This window comes from Geomicrobium sp. JSM 1781026, from assembly GCF_041949955.1.
Lineage (GTDB): Bacteria > Bacillota > Bacilli > Bacillales > Marinococcaceae > Geomicrobium_A.
This window is the reverse complement of record NZ_JBHFQF010000011.1, coordinates 16,950-35,499: the sequence shown is the minus strand read 5'-3', so window position 1 is coordinate 35,499 and position 18,550 is coordinate 16,950. Positions and strand designations below refer to the sequence as shown.

Annotated in this window: 13 protein-coding genes; 11 read left to right on the top strand and 2 right to left on the bottom strand. The window is 41.4% G+C overall.

Annotation, left to right across the window (positions count from 1 at the left end; all coding sequences use genetic code 11):
• Positions 1-3 precede the first annotated feature (3 nt).
• The 3 genes from secA2 to ACE1TF_RS17410 all read left to right on the top strand — a co-directional run bounded on the left by secA2 (position 4) and on the right by ACE1TF_RS17410 (position 6,352).
• A complete protein-coding gene (secA2, locus tag ACE1TF_RS17420) occupies positions 4-2,382 on the top strand; it encodes an accessory Sec system translocase SecA2 (RefSeq protein WP_375018683.1) in 2,379 nt (792 codons plus the stop codon).
• Positions 2,375-3,292, top strand: coding sequence for an accessory Sec system S-layer assembly protein (locus tag ACE1TF_RS17415; RefSeq protein ID WP_375018681.1), 918 nt, complete (start codon positions 2,375-2,377; stop codon positions 3,290-3,292). Before secA2 ends, ACE1TF_RS17415 begins: the two co-directional genes overlap by 8 nt.
• Before the next feature lie 72 nt (positions 3,293-3,364).
• The gene (locus ACE1TF_RS17410; RefSeq protein ID WP_375018679.1) at positions 3,365-6,352 is read left to right on the top strand and encodes a leucine-rich repeat protein; all 2,988 of its coding nucleotides are present in this window, start codon (positions 3,365-3,367) and stop codon (positions 6,350-6,352) included.
• Between the two features lie 59 nt (positions 6,353-6,411).
• On the opposite strand, the gene ACE1TF_RS17405 is transcribed toward ACE1TF_RS17410, so the two are convergent.
• A complete protein-coding gene (locus ACE1TF_RS17405) occupies positions 6,412-8,613 on the bottom strand; it encodes an S-layer homology domain-containing protein (protein WP_375018677.1) in 2,202 nt (733 codons plus the stop codon).
• Between the two features lie 276 nt (positions 8,614-8,889).
• Between ACE1TF_RS17405 and ACE1TF_RS17400 the strand changes: the two genes are divergently transcribed.
• From ACE1TF_RS17400 to ACE1TF_RS17365, 8 genes are read left to right on the top strand one after another with little or no spacing between them, the layout of a single operon-like run.
• Complete coding sequence (locus ACE1TF_RS17400) at positions 8,890-10,089, top strand: polysaccharide pyruvyl transferase family protein (protein ID WP_375018675.1); 1,200 nt, start codon at positions 8,890-8,892, stop codon at positions 10,087-10,089.
• A complete protein-coding gene (locus ACE1TF_RS17395; RefSeq protein WP_375018673.1) occupies positions 10,089-11,429 on the top strand; it encodes an O-antigen ligase family protein in 1,341 nt (446 codons plus the stop codon). Before ACE1TF_RS17400 ends, ACE1TF_RS17395 begins: the two co-directional genes overlap by 1 nt.
• A 3-nt stretch (positions 11,430-11,432) precedes the next feature.
• Positions 11,433-12,521 carry a glycosyltransferase gene (locus ACE1TF_RS17390; RefSeq protein WP_375018671.1) on the top strand — a complete coding sequence of 363 codons (1,089 nt, stop codon included), beginning with the start codon at positions 11,433-11,435 and terminating at the stop codon, positions 12,519-12,521.
• Positions 12,518-12,985: a PssD/Cps14F family polysaccharide biosynthesis glycosyltransferase gene (gene pssD, locus ACE1TF_RS17385; protein WP_375018669.1), complete on the top strand. Its 468-nt coding sequence runs from the start codon at positions 12,518-12,520 to the stop codon at positions 12,983-12,985. Before ACE1TF_RS17390 ends, pssD begins: the two co-directional genes overlap by 4 nt.
• The gene (locus tag ACE1TF_RS17380; protein ID WP_375018667.1) at positions 12,982-13,461 is read left to right on the top strand and encodes a glycosyltransferase; all 480 of its coding nucleotides are present in this window, start codon (positions 12,982-12,984) and stop codon (positions 13,459-13,461) included. The genes pssD and ACE1TF_RS17380 overlap by 4 nt, the downstream gene beginning before the upstream one ends.
• Positions 13,462-13,485: 24 nt before the next feature.
• The gene (gene murJ, locus ACE1TF_RS17375; RefSeq protein ID WP_375018665.1) at positions 13,486-15,027 is read left to right on the top strand and encodes a murein biosynthesis integral membrane protein MurJ; all 1,542 of its coding nucleotides are present in this window, start codon (positions 13,486-13,488) and stop codon (positions 15,025-15,027) included.
• Positions 15,024-16,331, top strand: coding sequence for a UDP-glucose dehydrogenase family protein (locus ACE1TF_RS17370; protein ID WP_375018663.1), 1,308 nt, complete (start codon positions 15,024-15,026; stop codon positions 16,329-16,331). The genes murJ and ACE1TF_RS17370 overlap by 4 nt, the downstream gene beginning before the upstream one ends.
• A 30-nt stretch (positions 16,332-16,361) precedes the next feature.
• Positions 16,362-17,108 (top strand): S-layer homology domain-containing protein, encoded by a 747-nt coding sequence (locus ACE1TF_RS17365; protein WP_375018661.1) that lies wholly within the window; start codon positions 16,362-16,364, stop codon positions 17,106-17,108.
• Between the two features lie 61 nt (positions 17,109-17,169).
• On the opposite strand, the gene ACE1TF_RS17360 is transcribed toward ACE1TF_RS17365, so the two are convergent.
• A complete protein-coding gene (locus tag ACE1TF_RS17360) occupies positions 17,170-18,543 on the bottom strand; it encodes a SpoIID/LytB domain-containing protein (RefSeq protein WP_375018657.1) in 1,374 nt (457 codons plus the stop codon).
• Positions 18,544-18,550: the final 7 nt, after the last annotated feature.

Sequence of the window (18,550 nt, the reverse complement as noted above, 5' to 3'; positions counted from 1 at the left end):
AAAATGTTTAAGACCGTCAAGAAATTCATGCCAGACCATCAACAAAAACAATTAAAGAAATACGAACGGATTACTGAAGATGTTAATGCACGGGAAGAGGGTCTTCAAACGTTAACCGACGATGAACTCAAGGAAAAGAGTCATGACCTTAGATATAGAGTTCAAGAAGGGGCATCGATTGAAGATGTGACAGCTGAAGCATTTGCACTCGTAAGGGAAGCTGCCCACCGCGTTCTCGGCATGCGCCCTTTTGACGTACAACTTTTCGGAGGCATTGCCATTAGTCAAGGCGATATCGCGGAGATGGGCACAGGTGAGGGGAAGACGCTCGTCGCGGCACTTCCTAGCTACTTACGTGCACTTGAAGGCAAAGGCGTACACGTCATTACCGTAAATGACTATTTAGCCAAACGTGATTTTGAAACAATTGGTCAAGTTCATGAATTTCTCGGACTGACCGTCGGTCTAAATTATGCTCAACTTGCACCAGAAGGCAAACAAGAGGCGTACAATGCTGACATTACGTATGGTGTAGGAAGCGAATTCGGTTTTGATTACTTAAGAGATAATATGGCGACTTCAGCGAGTGAGCGCGTACAACGTCCGTTCCACTATGCCATTATTGACGAGATTGACTCGGTATTGATAGATGAAGCGAAGACACCCCTCGTCATAGCCGGAAAAACGATCGTCCATCCGAACCTTTACTATGTGTGCGCCAGGATGGCACGCTCTTTCAAAGAAGATAAAGACTATTCCTATGATCGGATCGCTCGCTCAGTAAACCTTACGGATCAAGGCATTACGAAAGTCGAACGCGCTTTTGGTATTGATAATCTGTATGACCTTGATCACCACGTGCTTTACCATTTCGTCCTTCAAGCACTGCGTGCAAAAGTCATGTTCCATAAAGATGTTGACTACATTATTGACGAGGGCGCAATCAAGCTCGTTGATATGTTTACAGGAAGAATCATGGAAGGTAGAAGCCTCGGTGAAGGACTTCACCAAGCCATTGAAGCTAAAGAAGATTTGGAAATTACGCAAGAGAATAAAACTCAAGCGACGATTACCGTTCAAAACTACTTCCGGATGTACCCTACCTTGTCAGGAATGACCGGGACCGCGAAAACGGAAGAGGAAGAAATGCAACAATTGTACGGTATGGATGTGATCCAAATACCACCAAATCGTCTGCGTATTCGGGAAGATCACGAAGACGTTGTGTTTTCAACCGTTGATCAAAAATACCGAGCAGTCGCTGAAAAAGTGAAAACCCTTCATAAGAAGGGTCAACCTGTTATTGTAGGCACAGCTTCCATCATTCAATCAGAGACGGTGGCTACTTATCTAGATGGAGCAGAAATACCATATGAACTTCTCAACGCGAAAAGCGTGGAAAATGAAGTACAACTCATTTCTCTTGCTGGCCAAAAAGAACAAGTGACCATCGCAACAAACATGGCAGGAAGGGGCACCGACATTATGCTCGGTGAGGGCGTGGCAGAGCTCGGAGGCCTTTTTATTCTTGGAACGGAGCGTCACGACAGCCGACGTATTGACAATCAACTTAAAGGCCGTTCTGGCAGGCAAGGTGACCCTGGAGAAACGCAACTATACATTTCACTAGAAGATGATATGGTGCAACGCTTTTCTCGCGAAGACATTGAAGACTTATATCCATCGCTCGAGATGGACGACGACGGCGTTGTTAAAAACAAAGAAGCAAAAATCATTATTGATAAAGCACAAGAAATGAGCGAACAAGGAAACTTCTCGATTCGTGAATACAACTTGAAATTGGATAACGTCATTTATGATCAACGAAAAGTTATTTACGAGTGGCGCGATAAAGTGATGGCGTCTGACGACCCTCTTTCTCTATGGATTGAAAGCTTAACATCAGCCACTGATAAACTGATTACTGAACATACCCCAGAGGATGACGTTCCTGAAAACTGGCACCTTGATCAACTAAAAGAAACGCTATCGGTTATGGTACCCGTCATGTCTGAGTACACATTCGCAGGTGTAGAAGAGGCGAAAGACATTCACCGGACGACACATGAAGCGCTCGATCGTTATCTAGAAATCTTAGACCCTTTGAAAGAAAAAAGTGGCGTTCAAGCACAAGCGCGGAAAGTACTGCTAAGTGTCATCGACGCTTATTGGTTAAAACAGCTAGAAGACATGGCCAAGCTAAAAGAAGGCATTAACTTACGCTCTTACGGTCAAGAAGACCCTTTGCGCACGTATAACAAAGAAGGCTTTGAATTGTTTACTCGAATGTATGACCAAATTGAGCGCGATGCTTCGATGTATCTGGCACGCATTTTACGACCGTTAACATCCGTAACTAAAGGAGTGAAGAACCATGCGTAATTTTTTTTCTAAGAAAAATGCAGATGTAAAAATGGAAGGCAGTGAAACACCTGTAGCTTCTGGTGATTATTTTTCTGGAGACGCGGCTGGTGAAGACACAACAACTGCGCACGTTGACACAGAGTTATCCATTCACCCAGATTGGAAACTCCCCCAAGAAGACGTCTATTCATTCCGGTTTTTAAACATAGAATGTGATTCGCTACTTCCAAATCAACTATCTATTGCTGGCATTAAACTGGACGATAAAGATAGTGAAGATTGGGGGCTTGATGCGACTGTTTTCTTTCGTCATAGCATGAATAAAACGATTGAGCTTGGAGAAACTACCCTCGCCCTACTGGATCAGAACGACCAAGTACTGGGTCGAAAAACACTGAGCCTAAAAGAAGTCGGTAAACTCCCACCAAAAAGCAGCCGCCCGTGGGTCATTCCGTTTACAAAAGATGAACTAAACATCGAGGAAAAACCCGAAGAAGGATGGAAAGTCGTCTTTCAGTTAAAGCCATCTGCACGCAAACACTCTTTAGACCTCGACGAAAAGTGGCAAAAAACATTGCCGAGTAAGGATATTCAAGATCTAGAATCACTTGTCGAGCGACTAGACAAACCAAAAGCGACAGAGGTTAACTTACTCGGGTTAAAGGCAGCCAAACGTGACAATGGAGACATTCAACTCATCATTCTCATCCGGAATGGTTCGGAAAAAACCGTCAACTTAGAAAAGGTACCTCTCGTGTTAGAAGATGCTGAAGGTGATGAATTAGCGAAAGCTGTTTTTTCTCCAAAAGACTTGAAAGTAAAGGCGAACACAAGCAAGCCATGGGTCTTTATTTTTCCTGAGAAGATGATAAAGAAAGAAGAATATTCAATTGATCAGTGGAAAGTTTACATGCCTAAATCTTCTTAAACAGCCACCCGATCTATGATCCAACACAAGGCTGATATGAATCATCAGCCTTGTGTTCTATCAGGAGGAAAAATGCGCGTAAAATCTATATTTTTTATTATGTTGTTATTTGTCTTTTCACTTGGGTTATGGATGTTTGCTTACTTTCTAGCAGAAAGCCAAAACACCGCAATTAAAGATCCAAACTTATTGCATGCTGTTCAGCAAGAACTACAGTTAGAGGAACATGAAACCCCGACTGTTGATAGGATTCAGACGTTAACGAGCCTAGATGCTTCTGGAATGCAAATTGAGAGCATCGAAGGAATTGAGCAGTTAGACCGTCTCACCACAATTGATTTATCAGATAATAAGATTAGTGATTTAGAATCTATTCGTTCCATAGACACGCTAGAACAAGTGAATATACGGAACAACCAAGTGCATGACCTCTCACCCCTTGAAGAGTTATCACAACTGCACACTATTAACTTGAGAGAAAACAACATACAAACACTTGAACCATTAGCTGAGCTAGAAAATTTAGTAAACATAAACATTCGCGAAAATCAAATTGTAGACTTGAGCCCTCTTTCAGACATGGAGTTATTAGAAGACCTCAATGCTCGCTATAACGAAATAACTTCTATTGAACCCATAATCCATCTTCCGGAGTTGCGACAACGTTTGTATGTGAATGGCAACCCGCTTGAAGATGCGATGCTATTATCAGAGGTGTATGATCTTATTCTAGATATTGACATCCCTCGACCTGAATATGGCATCGTTTTTTCAGAAGCGGGTGGCGTTTATGAGGATCGTCAAGATATTGAGCTGTCCACTCGAGGAGAGGCCGACGGAACAATCCGCTACACAACTGACGGTAGCGAAGTAACGGCAGAAGATCAAGAGTATAGCTCACCAATACCTGTAGCAAATAGTACAACGATTCGTGCCCAGTTGTTCACGAACAATGAGGATGCAACACGTGAGTACGGACAATCGTACATCATTTCTGAGTCACCTTCATTGCCGATCATCTCCATCTCAACTGATCGAGCCAATTTGTTTGATGAAGAATACGGAATCTACACACCAGGGGTTTATTACAATCCGGACTCACTTGAGCCGACCGGCAATTATATGCAAAGCGGCCGGGAGTGGGAACGACCGGTATTTATGCAAATGTTTGAAGACGATAAAACCGTTTTGTCTCAACACGCCGGCATCCGGATTCACGGTGGCCATTCACGTACGGTAGATCGCAAATCGCTGCGCTTTTATGCCCGAGAAGATTACGGCAATGCACGATTTAACCACGAACTGTTCGGTGAAGGTGAACGTGGCGTTTTTAATCGATTCATTCTACGCAATTCAGGACAAGATTGGAATCGTACACTTTTCCGTGATGCAATGATGCAAGAGCTTGTAAGCGATCTAAACATGGAAACCCAGCTCTCTCAGCCTACCAACCTATACGTGAATGGTGAAAACTGGGGTGTGTTCAACATACGCGAACGTTTCGATAATCACTACTTCCGCTTCGCTCACGATGTCGAAGAAGAAGACCTCGACCTATTGGAAGGAAATGGGGAAGTTGTTGAAGGGGATAACCGAGATTATCGGGCTCTCATTGATTACGTTGATACGAACGATATGGAAAACGATGAACACTTTACCGTCGTCTCTAATCAAATGGACATGGATAACTTTTTGGATTACTATATCGCCCAAATCTATTTTGGAAATATGGATTGGCCACAAAATAATGTGAACATGTGGCGCGAACGCCCTGAAGGGAAATGGCGTTGGGCATTGTATGACACAGATTCTGGTTTTGGTTTACCCGCTACCGGACATACATTCGCTCATAATACACTGCACTGGGCAACCGAAGGAGCACCTGAATGGTCGACTTCCTTGTTCAGCTCATTGCTTGACAACCCATCTTTTAGAGATGAATTCATCCAGCGTTTTGCACATTATACGAACACGGTTTTCTCTGATAACAGAGTTCTTTCTACCATTGACGAGATGAAAACTGAGCTTGAACCAGAAATGCAAGCACACATTGACCGTTGGGGCGAGCCGGCATCGATGGAAGAATGGGAGCTGCATGTTGAACGTTTGAGAAACTTCCAAGACGTACGCCCCGAGTATGTACGCTCGCATCTCATTAGCTATTTTGAATTGCAAGGCGATGCACAAATGACCGTAGAAAGTAGCAACATTGATCACTGGTCAATTGCCGGACAATACGGTGGAGAACTGCAAGAAGGCTGGACAGGTCAATACTTTACAAACACAAAACTTCCTGTTCATTTTCCTGACGCTACCGCATATGCAAGCTCAAGTGATGAAGATATTGCGTCTGTGACAGACGACCATGAGATCATTTTGATAGATGAAGGAACGGCTGAGGTTTCCTTCTTTGATGAAAACGACAATGAGCTCCTCGTATTATCATTTACCGTGAGTCATTATGAAACCTATGACAACGAAACGATTGATACAGAAACAAGTGGAACGATTGAACAACCGAACGCAAGCACATGGATGAGTTCATCACCTGACATCATTGAAGTCGATGATGAAGGTTCATTCAATGCTTTAGAACCAGGAGATACAACACTTACTGCTTACGATGAAAACGAACAACTCTTAGCCATTTATGAGTATTCGGTTACAGGCATTGCCCAACCTGGAGACGAACTACCGGCAACGAGCAGCTACTTGCAGTTTAGTTCTCAATGGGAGAGGGCGGACCGTGACGATATTACCGATCATGTTGCGTTCACCTCCAGACAACCTGGTGAATCTGTTAGTTTCCAATTTCAAGGGACTGGCTTTCAATGGTACGGTGTGCGTGATCAACACGCCGGAACAGCTACCATCTCTGTGAATGGCGAGGAAATCGATACCGTTAACACGTACGGTTCTACCGATACAAATGTACAACTGTTTGAACTGTCGGATCTCGAATTCGACACCTACACTGTCACCATAGAGATTAATGAAGAGAACAACCCAGCTTCTCACGATCGGAATATCTATTTAAGCCAAATTACAATTGACGAATAGCAAAAAAGCTGCACATCCAAATGGATTGTGCAGCTTTTTTGCTAGCGTTATATCATTATTTATTCGGCTTGATAATCAAGCAACCTCTTCATAAACTCAGCGAAGTGACCTCGAGAGATTGGCTCTCCTGGACGGAATGTGCCGTCGCTATAGCCCGTAGTAATACCTGCTGATGACAAGGCGCGAACGGCTTCCAGTTGCTCAGGATCTCGGCTTGATACGTCTGTAAAATCTTGCGCAGTATCATCTGCCTCTAGACCATATGCACGCGTTAAAATCAACGCCATTTGACCACGAGTCAAATTGTTGCCAGGATTAAATTCATTTGTCGAAGACCGGCCTTGTATCCATCCTTGCTCTGTAGCGATAGCAATCACACCAAAAGATGGGTGACTTTCACGTACATCCACGTACCCAGGGTTTGGCGCTGTTTCACCGACTAAGCCAAACTCTCTTACAAGAACAGCAGCTATTTGTTGTCTGGCTACATCATTGCTCGGACGGAATGTGCCATCTGAATGCCCTTGGAAGAAGCCTCTATCTACGCCGAAATATATGGCTTCTCTATTCGGGTGACTTGAGCTTACATCTGTGAATTCAAAAGCTGGGGGCTCTTCAACAACGACCGGAATCGTCGTTGAAACTTCTCCAATCGTAATGGTGACCTCTCCTTCTCCAGGTCTCGTTGCAGCAAATCTACCTCGGCTATCAATTCTCCCGACATTCCCTACAACTTCTTTTTCAACGTCCAGACCATCATGACGTATTCTTGTGCCTTCACCATCTTTTGGAGATACATCTAATGCGACACGCTCGTCCACTCCGACAGTGATTTCTGTTGGGACTCCCCAATCATGAATAGTACCCGTTGAACGTACGGTTCTTCCCGATAATTCCTCGCCGCCATGTTCAACAAATATTCGCGCACTGCTAGCTACAGAATTGACATGCACTGTACCACCTTCTACTGTTCCAATTGATGAGCTTACATTTAAGTCTGCTCGGGTGGACACTGCTTCACCAAGCGCATTAAGAAGAGATACGTCTGGTGTAAATGATGAACCGATCAAAAACTGATTCCCACTACCAAAGTCAATTGTTCCTTGAATAGGGGTATTGCGGTCACCGGTAAACCCAACTTGCAATGTAGACGGAACCGAGCGCTGACTACCAGGCAATGAATTAAGCACACGTAAATCCCCTTGCTTAAGACCTACGAGCGTCGTTGAACCTCCACCATCAAAATTAAGGGCTGTGTGAGCACCAAGATCTCTCATATGCCGCGCTAGATCCATAAGATTCATATTGTCAACAGTAACCATAAATACTTCATCACCGTCACGACTCACACCGACAGCTGAGCGTTGCGTCGCATTTCTTGCCCGCCATGAATTAGTATCCATACTAATGTCAACTTGACCGTTTCGCACGAGTTGCGGACCACTACCAAGTAACAGTTCGGCATTTCTCCATGTAGAGTTAACAGATGCTTCAACAGAGACTGTATCCCCTGGCTCCAAATGGCGAAGCTGATCTGCAGCATTTCCATGGCCAGACAAAATAAAGCCTGAGCTTGGAATCCGTTGATTTCCAGGTTCTCCATACCGATGAACGCTTTCTACTGTTCCTTCTACTCGATCTCCGAATCCAAATGTATTCAGCGCGTCTCGGTCGACTCCTCGGATGACTACATCTACTCCGTACTCGTTTGTTCCACTTCGTTCGGTAACAAACTGAGGAGTGTATAACGTTATCGTATTCGCAGCTCGCTGAGCATTCATATTATGTATTTTGAGAGTCTTCCCGGCTACCTCTCCTGATATACTACTATTAAAGCGGTCAATTCTTGCTCGTCCATCTTCAGTGACACCAAATGCAATGGGATGCTGACGATAATGGCTACTATCAGGTGAATTTATACCATAGTTGATAATATGATTATTATCTGTAATCAAGCTAAAAGGCAAACGATGCGTGTGTTGCATATCAAAAAAAGAGGCATTGACTCCACCAATGACTGCAAACCCTTCCCTAGATGAATCTTTTGCGTGCTGCAACGTTGTTTTCAAGCTGCTTAAAGGATCCGAATATGATACACCCATCTGTGTATCAGGATCTTTTAAATCCACTTTAAGATGATGATTATTTCCATTAGAGTGATGGTTTACTCCAGGCGAGAGAGATTGTGCATTCGCTTCAGTAACAAGAAGCGGGGCAGCGAGTGCAAACACCCCTAAAGCACGAAACAATTTTGACCTCACGCAGGTCCACCTTCCTTTTTCATAGATTTATAGATGTAGCGTAAGTGAAATGTCACAAACTGTCAATACTTGGAGAATAATCAGAAAAAAATTCCTGCATATAATACTGTAACGCTTTTCTTATAACAGCGTACTACTATAATAAGGATATCATTACATTTGAAAAATCATCTATCGATTTTGTGTGTAGCAGTGTATAATAAAAGCATTGTGCTTGTCGCACTTTAAGACTCTTTTAGAGATTACTATTTGTGAGGTGAACAGCTGTCTTCTACTATGGAAACAGCTTTATATATGAAAGTAGGTATCATAGGGAATTACGGTCATAGCAACAATGGAGATGAGGCAATTTTAATTGGTGTATTAGCACAACTAGAAGCCTTAGGTATACAAAAACATAATATTGTAATCTTTAGCAATAACCCAACTCAAACTACACAACAATACAAAGTCCATGCAGTTCCATTACTCATAAAAAAGGGGAATGCGTTATTTTCTGCGAGAGCTACCCTTAATCAAGCAAAGACTATTATGAAAGGTCTTGACCTTGTAATAATTGGTGGTGGCGGACTGCTAATGGACATGTATCGAAGAGACGCTCCTCTATATAGCTCTCTTGGTAGGATGGCTAAACGGTCTGGTTGTCGTGTAATTATTCATGCAGTCGGTGCCGGGCCGATAAAAACAAAAGCTGGTCACTTTTTCATACGACGTCTAGTAAAGATTGCTGATTCTGTAAGTGTTCGTGACGACTCCTCTAAACAACTCATAGAACAAGTAACAGACCGTGAAGATATTACTGTTGTTACAGATCCAGCTTTTGCGATTCAAGACGGTGCAAAGCGTAAGTTCTCTAAAGAACTTAAGAAAATCGGCATTACTGCCGCTCCATATTTCAGTAGTCAATATTGGCCAGTACATGATGAAGGTAAGTACCAAAACTACATAAAAGGGATGGCAGAGGCTGCAGATCAGCTAATTGATCAATATGATGCAGAAGTATCCTTTTTTTCCACTAAGCACCCCCAAGATACGGACGTGAGTAGTGATATACGGTCATATATGAAACATAAGGAAAATTCTTCGATTATCGATGAAGAACTATTACCACATGATATTTTACGAGTAGCTTCACAACAAGATGTAGTCATTGGGACACGACTTCATTCCTTAATACTTTCTGTAACTGCCGGTACTCCTGTCATCGGGGTCGAATACCACCATAAAGTAAAACATTTTATGCAAACCATTGGTGAGGACACTTTCTCATGCGAGATCGGTAACCATCCGAGCTCAATTGTTCAATCAGTCGCATCTTTCTATAATAACTGGGAAGACACACAAAAACGATTTGAAGAAAAATCAATAGAACTTCGCCGCCGATCTTATAGTAGTTTAGAGAATATTGATCAACAACTTCTATCAGGCAAACAGCATCGAACGGAACATAAAAAAAGTGGTGGTGGAAAACCTTAATGAACATTTTTGCCTACTCTAAAGAAAAAGCTAATCGACTTGCTCTGAATGGTGTACTATTACTTGTTCTATGGACAACCGTCAACCTTTTATTTACAAGGGTTTGGTCTATTTTCCCTGGAATTATTGGCTTTTTAGGAGAGGGACTTCTTGTTCTTATTCTCGGATATGTACTTTTACATCCTGAAATTGGTCAGAAGCATATATGGAGTAAACTTAAAAATCCGATTAACTTCAGCTTCTTGTTATTTGTTGGCTTTGCTTTAATCAGCATGTTTTTAAACAATGTGCCTTTTGCTCAAGGCGTCTTTGGTGTACGAGCCCTATTTCAATTTGTCCTACTTACCATTATTATCTTAATGCTAGATGTTCCTTTTAAGTGGGTAATGACATTGTTCTACTCTATTGTTGGGATGGCTCTTATCCAATCCATAGTCGGCATAGGGCAAGTAGTTGCGGGCATTCCTTTGCCGTTAAGCAATATGGAAGAACGCAGAAGTATAGCCATTGGAGAAGAAATTCGCGCATTTGGTTTTATGGATTCTAGTAATACGCTTGCAGGATTCCTCCTAGTCGCGATTTTATTAGTTGCACTATATGTTTTTATGTATAGATCAGAGATTCCAAATAAACATAAGTTCATTTTTGCTGGAATTCTAGCTGTTATGCTAATTGCATTAACGCTAACTTTCTCTAGACAAGCCTTTCTTGCACTCATAGGCTGCCTCGGGCTCATCGGCCTACTTTTTCGCCACAACAAGATGTTTCGAATTATGCTCTTTGTATCCCTTGGTCTGGGTGTATTATTCGTTATAGGCTATAGCCTTTCGCTCATATTCTTAGAAGGTTTTGCTCAAAGGAATTTCTATACGTTTGACTTCACCAGAAACTATCGAGTATTAATGATGATTGCTGGCCTTCAAGTATTTATGTTTAGTCCACTAATTGGTGCTGGACCAGGGATGTTTGGAAGCAACGCCGCGTTCGTATTTGACTCTCCATTCCACCAATTTATTCACGACATGCTTCCAATCATAATGACTACGGTTGATAATAACGCTTTAGCAGTTCTCGTTGAGTATGGCATCGTTGGTACTGCTTTGTTTGTATTTATGTTTTGGAAGATTTTCCGCTTAATGTTTTCGTTGTCCGATAGCACAAACGCATCGGTTCGTTGGCTCTCGGTTTTTGTTATCACATTCGGTATCGCCTTCTTAGTCATGGGCACACTATCCACAGCTTGGGAGAATCACCCAATATCCATCTTCTTCTGGCTATTTTTAGGGATTGTACTAAATTGGTATCAAAATGACAAACATGAAAAAACCGGGGAGGTGTAAGGGATGCGTGTGCTTCTCATTAGCAATATGTATCCTAGTCATCGTGCACCCACATTTGGGATTTTTGTTCGCAATCAAGTGGAACAATTACAAGAATCCAATATTGATTTTACTATTGCTGCCATTCGTGATCCTAGAACAGGCAAAAAGAATGTATTTAAGAAATATTTACGTTGGGGATTAGGCACCGTGACTCGTTTCAGCACTCGTTATGATTTAGTTCATGCCCACTATGCCTTTCCCTCTGGCTGGCTGGCCCGATTATATTTTCGAATTCGAAAAGTCCCATATATTGTAACTGTTCATGGTGGCGACCTAAACAAAATGGCTAAAAAGAGCTCTTTTTTCAAGAAAGAAACGAAAAAAATCCTCCAAGATGCCAGTCATGTTATCGCAGTGGGTCCAGCCCTGTACGAGGAAATTGTTACTGATTATGAAGTTGATGAATTAAATGTTTCAATAATTAACATGGGTGTCAACCGCCATACTTTCTTTCCTCGAATGCAAGAGTCTTCGCCTTTTAATTTGGACCATAAAAACATTCTATTCGCTGGAAATCTAATAAAACAAAAAGGGGTAGAGGAGTTACTTCAAAGTTTTGAACTGCTATACAAAAACGATTCGTCTTTAAGGCTTCACTTTGTTGGTGCATTTGGCACTGATGACTATAAAAACCGTCTGCTCTCATTATTAAGTTCTTGTGCATTTTCCGATGATACAGTAATATTTCATGGAACAAAATCACAAGATGAGCTTGCCAATTTCATGACACACGCTGATATATTTGTTCTGCCATCACACATTGAGGGGTTTGGTCTCGTTGCTCTAGAAGCAATGGCTACGGGAACTCCTGTTGTTGCTAGCCGAGTCGGTGGCCTACCGTCACTATTATCTCATGGAGCTGGAGTACTTGTGGAACCCCAAAACCCAAACAGCTTAGCTGAGGGCATTTCTTCGTTATTAAACAACGACTCTGAATTCCAGGAGATAATTACTGCTGGATATAAAAAAGCAGATCAGTATGACTCAGAAAAAATTATTGAACAAGTTGTCAACATTTATTATGATACTGCTCCGAGGGGAATAAGATGAAAAAACTACTCTTAATATCTTCTGTTGGTGGTCATTTAACACAGCTTATGCAATTAAAACCGCTGATGAAAGAATACGACTACCACTTGATAACAGAAAAAACAGAGGTGACTAAACCTTTACGAGAAGAGCATGATAACATTTCGTATCTTGTATATGGCGCTAGGAATTACCCAATTCGATATGTATTTAAGTTTTCATTTAATATCCTTAAATCCATTGTGCTCTTCTTAAAAATTCGTCCCGATGTAGTTATTACAACAGGTACGCATACAGCCGTGCCGATGTGCTACATTGCTAAGTTATTCAGAAAAAAAGTGATCTATATAGAAAGCTTTGCAAAAACAACTTCCCCAACACTCTCGGGTAGAATGGTCTATCCTATTTCTGATCTATTCATTGTTCAGTGGGAAGCTATGCTGAAACATTATCCAAAGGCTGTTTACGGGGGGTCGATCTATTGATACTTGTAGTACTAGGCACCCAAGAACTTCCATTTAAACGACTTTTGATAAATGTAAACCAAATGGCACTAGATGGAGATATCACCGAAGATATTATCGTCCAATCAGGTCACACAACCACTCATGAATTCGAATGTATAGAATCAAGGCCCTTTTTTAGTTATGACGAGATGGACAACCTCTACAATAGAGCAAGGTTTATAATTTCCCATGGTGGTACAGGATCTATAATTACTGGAGTCAAAAAGCAAAAGCCTGTCATTGCTGTTCCGCGTCTTTCAAAATATGGTGAGCACAATGATGACCACCAGCTCGAAATAGTTAAACAATTCTCCTCTACAGGCCATATATTAGGAAGCGGTAATTTAAAATTAGATATAGATAAAGTTAATGAAGGTTTTTCTCCTGCACCTTTCGTAAGCGGGCGCGACCATATTGTAAATATGATTCGAAATTTCGTGCATAACCAAGCATAAGTTTACTCAGAAAGGCTGAGAATAATGAAAGGCAAGCATTTTATTGCAATCATCGGGGCAGTTACGGTTATTAACCTTTTATCGCGTCTAATTGGTTACTTCCGAGAGATGCTCGTCGGTTTTCAATTCGGCTTTAGCTTTCAAGCAGACAGCATCGTAACCGCTTATACCATCCCTAATTTTTTATACATTGTTCTCGGGGGTGCACTAACAAGTGCATTTGTTTCTGTTTACAGTAAAATTGAAGATCATGAACAAAAAAAGCAGTATCTAAAAAATATCTTCGGATGGTTAACTGTCGTTTTGGTTGTTCTCTCACTTTTCTTTGTGTTTTTCTCTGACAATATAATTCCGTTTATTTTTCGAGACGCACCTGAGACAATCGACTTGTCAATACAACTGTTCACAATTATGGCTCCAGCTACATTATTTTTGATCCTGTCTATGTGGCTACAAGGATTATTAAATGTTAATGACCGGTTTTCAATTGCTGCATTTTCTACACTTATTATGAATGGGTCCTTTGTGTTGATAGCCTTTGTGTTTTATCCTATGATTGGTTCTTATTCTCATGCTTATGGGGCATTAATTAGTTCTTTTTTTATGTTCCTATTTCTTGTTATCTATAACTTAAGAAAGGGCTTTTTTGATTTCAAGCCATCGCTCGGTCGTTCACCTGAAGTATTTCGTACTTTTCGTTTGACGTTTCACATTATGCTGGGTGGTGCAGCTTTACAACTTTACTTTCTAATTTATAGGATCTTTGGAGCCCATCTATATGAAGGAACGATTATGGCTTTGAACCTCACATCCAAGTTTGTTCAATTGCCTCAGACCGTTTTAATGATGGCCGTAACAGCTGTGATATTCCCAATGCTGGCGAGGAGAGTCGCTGCCAATAAGCATGATAGTGTAGCGCAAATCCATGGAAAGGGTCTGCGCCTACTTGCACTGGCGATTTTACCTGCTTCAGTATACATTGTACTTTATGCTGAAGAAATTCTTATTACATTCTTTGAGTACCAAGATTTTACTAGAGAGAATACGATAACCGCCACTCCTTTACTACAAATCTTCGTAATTGGTATGTTTTTTCATGCAGCAAACTTTTACATTACAAGGTTTTATTATGCATATGAACGCTCTATCTACCCTCTTATCGTTAGTCTAATGTGTGTTTTAGGTCTTAACATAACGCTAAGTGTGTTACTGATAGGACCCTTTGGTGCAGAAGGATTGGCTTGGGCAATGACAATAAGTGCTTCAATTAATTTTCTTCTTCTTTTGGCTGGTATTGGCCATGTGCTAAAATGGCAGAAGAAAACCCTAGAACAATGGAAAAGTATATTACTTACTGTCATAAAGCTTTTCTTATTAATTTTTATTATGACTTTAACGATTTATGGTTTTAAGAGTTTGTACACGTTTGACCTTCCACTAGTATCATTGATTGTTGGAGGATTACTATCTGTATTTCTATATATATTAATTCTCTACTTATTACGTTTTAATGAGCGTAAGGAATTAAAGCAGTTATTGCAAAGGAAAGTAGGAGATGACCGATGAAGTTAACAATAATCGGCACTGGTTATGTAGGACTAGTATCAGGCGTTTGTTTTGCTGAACTTGGAAACACTGTCGTGTGTGTTGACAAAGTTTCATCAAAAGTTAAAGAGCTTCAAAAGGGTGTAAGTCCCATTTACGAACCTGGTTTAGAAGAGCTACTTCAAAAGAATATAAATAAAGGAAATATATCTTTTACAACAGACCTTCGACAAGAAGTCTTAGATAGTGATGTGATATTGATAGCTGTAGGAACTCCTCAGGCAGCAGATGGATCAGCAGACCTATCATATGTTCGTCAAGTAGCTAAAGAAATTGGAGAATCTATACCATCAAGCTCTAGATATGTCATAGTAAATAAATCTACTGTTCCTGTTGGTACTACACAAACTGTCCGTAATATTATTTTAGATGAACGCCCTGATGCAAATATAGCTGTCTGCTCAGTGCCTGAATTTCTGCGAGAAGGCTCAGCTATATATGATACAATGAATCCAGATCGAATTGTCATTGGATCTTCATCAGATTGGGCTACAGAATTATTGATCAAGCTTCATTCACCTCTTGCATCTGGAGAGAAGGTTGTTTTAACAGATGAACCTAGTGCTGAAATGATTAAATACGCAGCTAACTCGTTTTTGGCAACAAAGATATCTTTCATTAATGAAATTGCTAACATTAGTGATTACCTAGGTGCAAATATTGACGACGTAGTTCGTGGTATTGGTTCTGATAGAAGGATAAGTCCCCACTTCTTAAATGCTGGCCTTGGATATGGAGGCTCATGCTTTCCAAAAGATGTTCGAGCCCTTATGAATATGGCAAATAACAAAGAATATGACCCTGCCATGCTACAGGTTGTTGACGAGGTGAACAATAGGCAAAGGCAGCGACCTATAGAGCAGTTAGATGTTCACTTTAAGAGCAGTCTTAATGGTAAAACTATAGCAATATTAGGCCTTGCCTTTAAACCAAATACTAATGATATGCGCGATGCACCGAGCATTGATATTATCCATGAACTTAACAAGCGAGGTGCCATAGTACGTGCGCATGACCCTATTGCTATTCATGCTGCAGAGCCATTACTTCCACGATCGGTTGCATTATTAAACACAGCTGAAGATGCATTAAAAGAAGCAGATGCAATTATATTAGTAACTGAGTGGAATGAATATAAACAGCTAGATCCTAAAGAAATTTCAAAGCACATGCATCAGCTAGTTATGGTTGATGGAAGAAACGCTTTGGATGATGTTGCGTATAAACAAGCAGGATTTGACTACTACGGCATTGGCCGTAGCTAGTCAGGTCTTATACATACTAGGAGGGAAATCATGAGATCATACCGTGGAATATTTCTTATAATTGGTACGCTCTTGCTTCTTACCGCATGCTCTGGAGATAGCGCCACAGCCGATGAAATACCTCAAGCAGCAGGTGATGACTGGGTGGATACTGAATTAAATGAATTGAATGATAAAATATCTAATACTGAAGATCGAGCAGAAAAGCTTGCAATCGACATCCAGTTATTGCAAGAAGGGCGTTCTTTTAGTGATGTTCGTACCAATTTTTATGCTTTCGAAGAAATTGAGTATCTGACCAGCTTATCAGTTATTAATGGCTATTCCGATGGCACTTTTAAACCTAACAATTCAATAACAAGAGGTCAAACTGCAACAATGCTAGTGAGAGAATTAGGGTTAACGGCACCAAGTGATTATGAACTTCAAGCAGTTGATGTGAGTCCAAATCACGCAAACATTGAAGCATTACGTATTGCTGAATATAATAAGATTATGACTGGCAATAACGGAAAATTAACTCCAGGCAATCCCCTTACCCGCTCACAAATGGCAAGAGTTTTAGTAAGAGCCTACCCGAATAAGATTCCAGAAACAGACAATCATTATACATTTACTGATATACAAGAAGGCGATTCTGGTTACACAGAAGTAAATCGCATTGCTGATAGTAGAATTACAACCCAAGTAAATACAGCATATCGACCTAATGAATCAACAAGTCGTGCTCAATTTTCAATTTTCATTTCGAGAACTATTAACGAAGACTTTAGATAGTAAATTAAAAGCAGAACTTTTAGAGCGCTGATCGCGCTAAAAGTTCTGCTTTTTTAATTCTCTATCTTCGTTCGATTCTTATATTCGTGTAGTAATGATGCAAAATATCCTCGTACGAATAACCTTGTTGCGCCATCGTTAATGCTCCCCACTGACTCATTCCAAGCCCATGGCCCCAACCGCCACCTTCAAATGTAATCGTCCCTCCACTCGGTTGGATCGTTTGACTGCCATTTGCTGTCCGGACAGACAGGTGGTTCGTATGCAAGTTAATCTGCTCATTGTTAGGCAATGCCATACTTGCGCCATTTAGATCAATGGACGTCGTGCCGCCACCTGGCAGTCTAACTTGGGCATCTTGGTCAGGAAAACGAATGTCAAACTTCGTGCTGTTTAATGATTGGCCGAGAGCACTTCTAATCGAGTCTGGTCCCCCACGTTCAGGAAACGTTTTTGTACGGGTTTGACCATTGTTGTTGACTCCAACGACCGTAAGTTTCTGAACTCTGCCTGCTTCACTTCTCTCATTAACTTCTAAGTTACTTACCGTCCAGCCATTGCCGAACACATGGGCACCGATATCTGAACGGGTCATCGTCGTCGTCCACGTATGTCTGCTATTCCCAGGATTATTATCGTATGGGTCTTCAACGGCGCGAATGTACGGAACTGTAGTTAACCATACGTTTTCACTGTCGTCTGTATAACCACCTGAACTTGAATGATAAAATGCGGTGATCAATGAACCGTTATGGGTGGCATAGATCCCTCTCGTTTCGTCAACCGCACGATTGCTATTCGGGTGTTCACCAGTTTTCCCTACATACACTTGATGAACCGTTGTATCGACGAGGAAATCATTACTGTTCATATTTGACTTCGCATAATTACGAGCAGCGACAGATTGGGCCTTAAGTGCTTCAAGAGGCCAACCTCCGCTCATTTCACGTGGAACAACTCCCTTTAAATAGTCATCAATCCCTAAGATATTGTGTAACCGCAAACCACGATGACTTCCAGGAGAAGTAACCTCCATTGTTCCTCTGTATGTATTCTGCGTATAAGAGGAGCTACCTGCAGCGCGCACACGATTTACGGTGACATCATTACTGCTAGACCCTGGTGAGCGTTCTTCTAGACGAAACCCTCTACTCGAGTATATGTAACTGTCACTTCTTGCATCACGTACCCCAACCTGCCCAGAGGAATTGGCATAGCGAAACTGCAGTGGACCGCTATAAGAGACCGATTGACCATTTCCCAAATTCACGAGTCGGTAGGAACCTGCCGGTGTCAAAGTGAACGTATCATCAGGGACGAGTCGGACATTAATCGGGTCACGATACTCCGCTGCATCTGCGCCATTCGTCTCAAACAGAATGAATCCAGAGACAATGAATAAAACCGCGAACAATGATTGATATATGGCTTTCATTTTCATC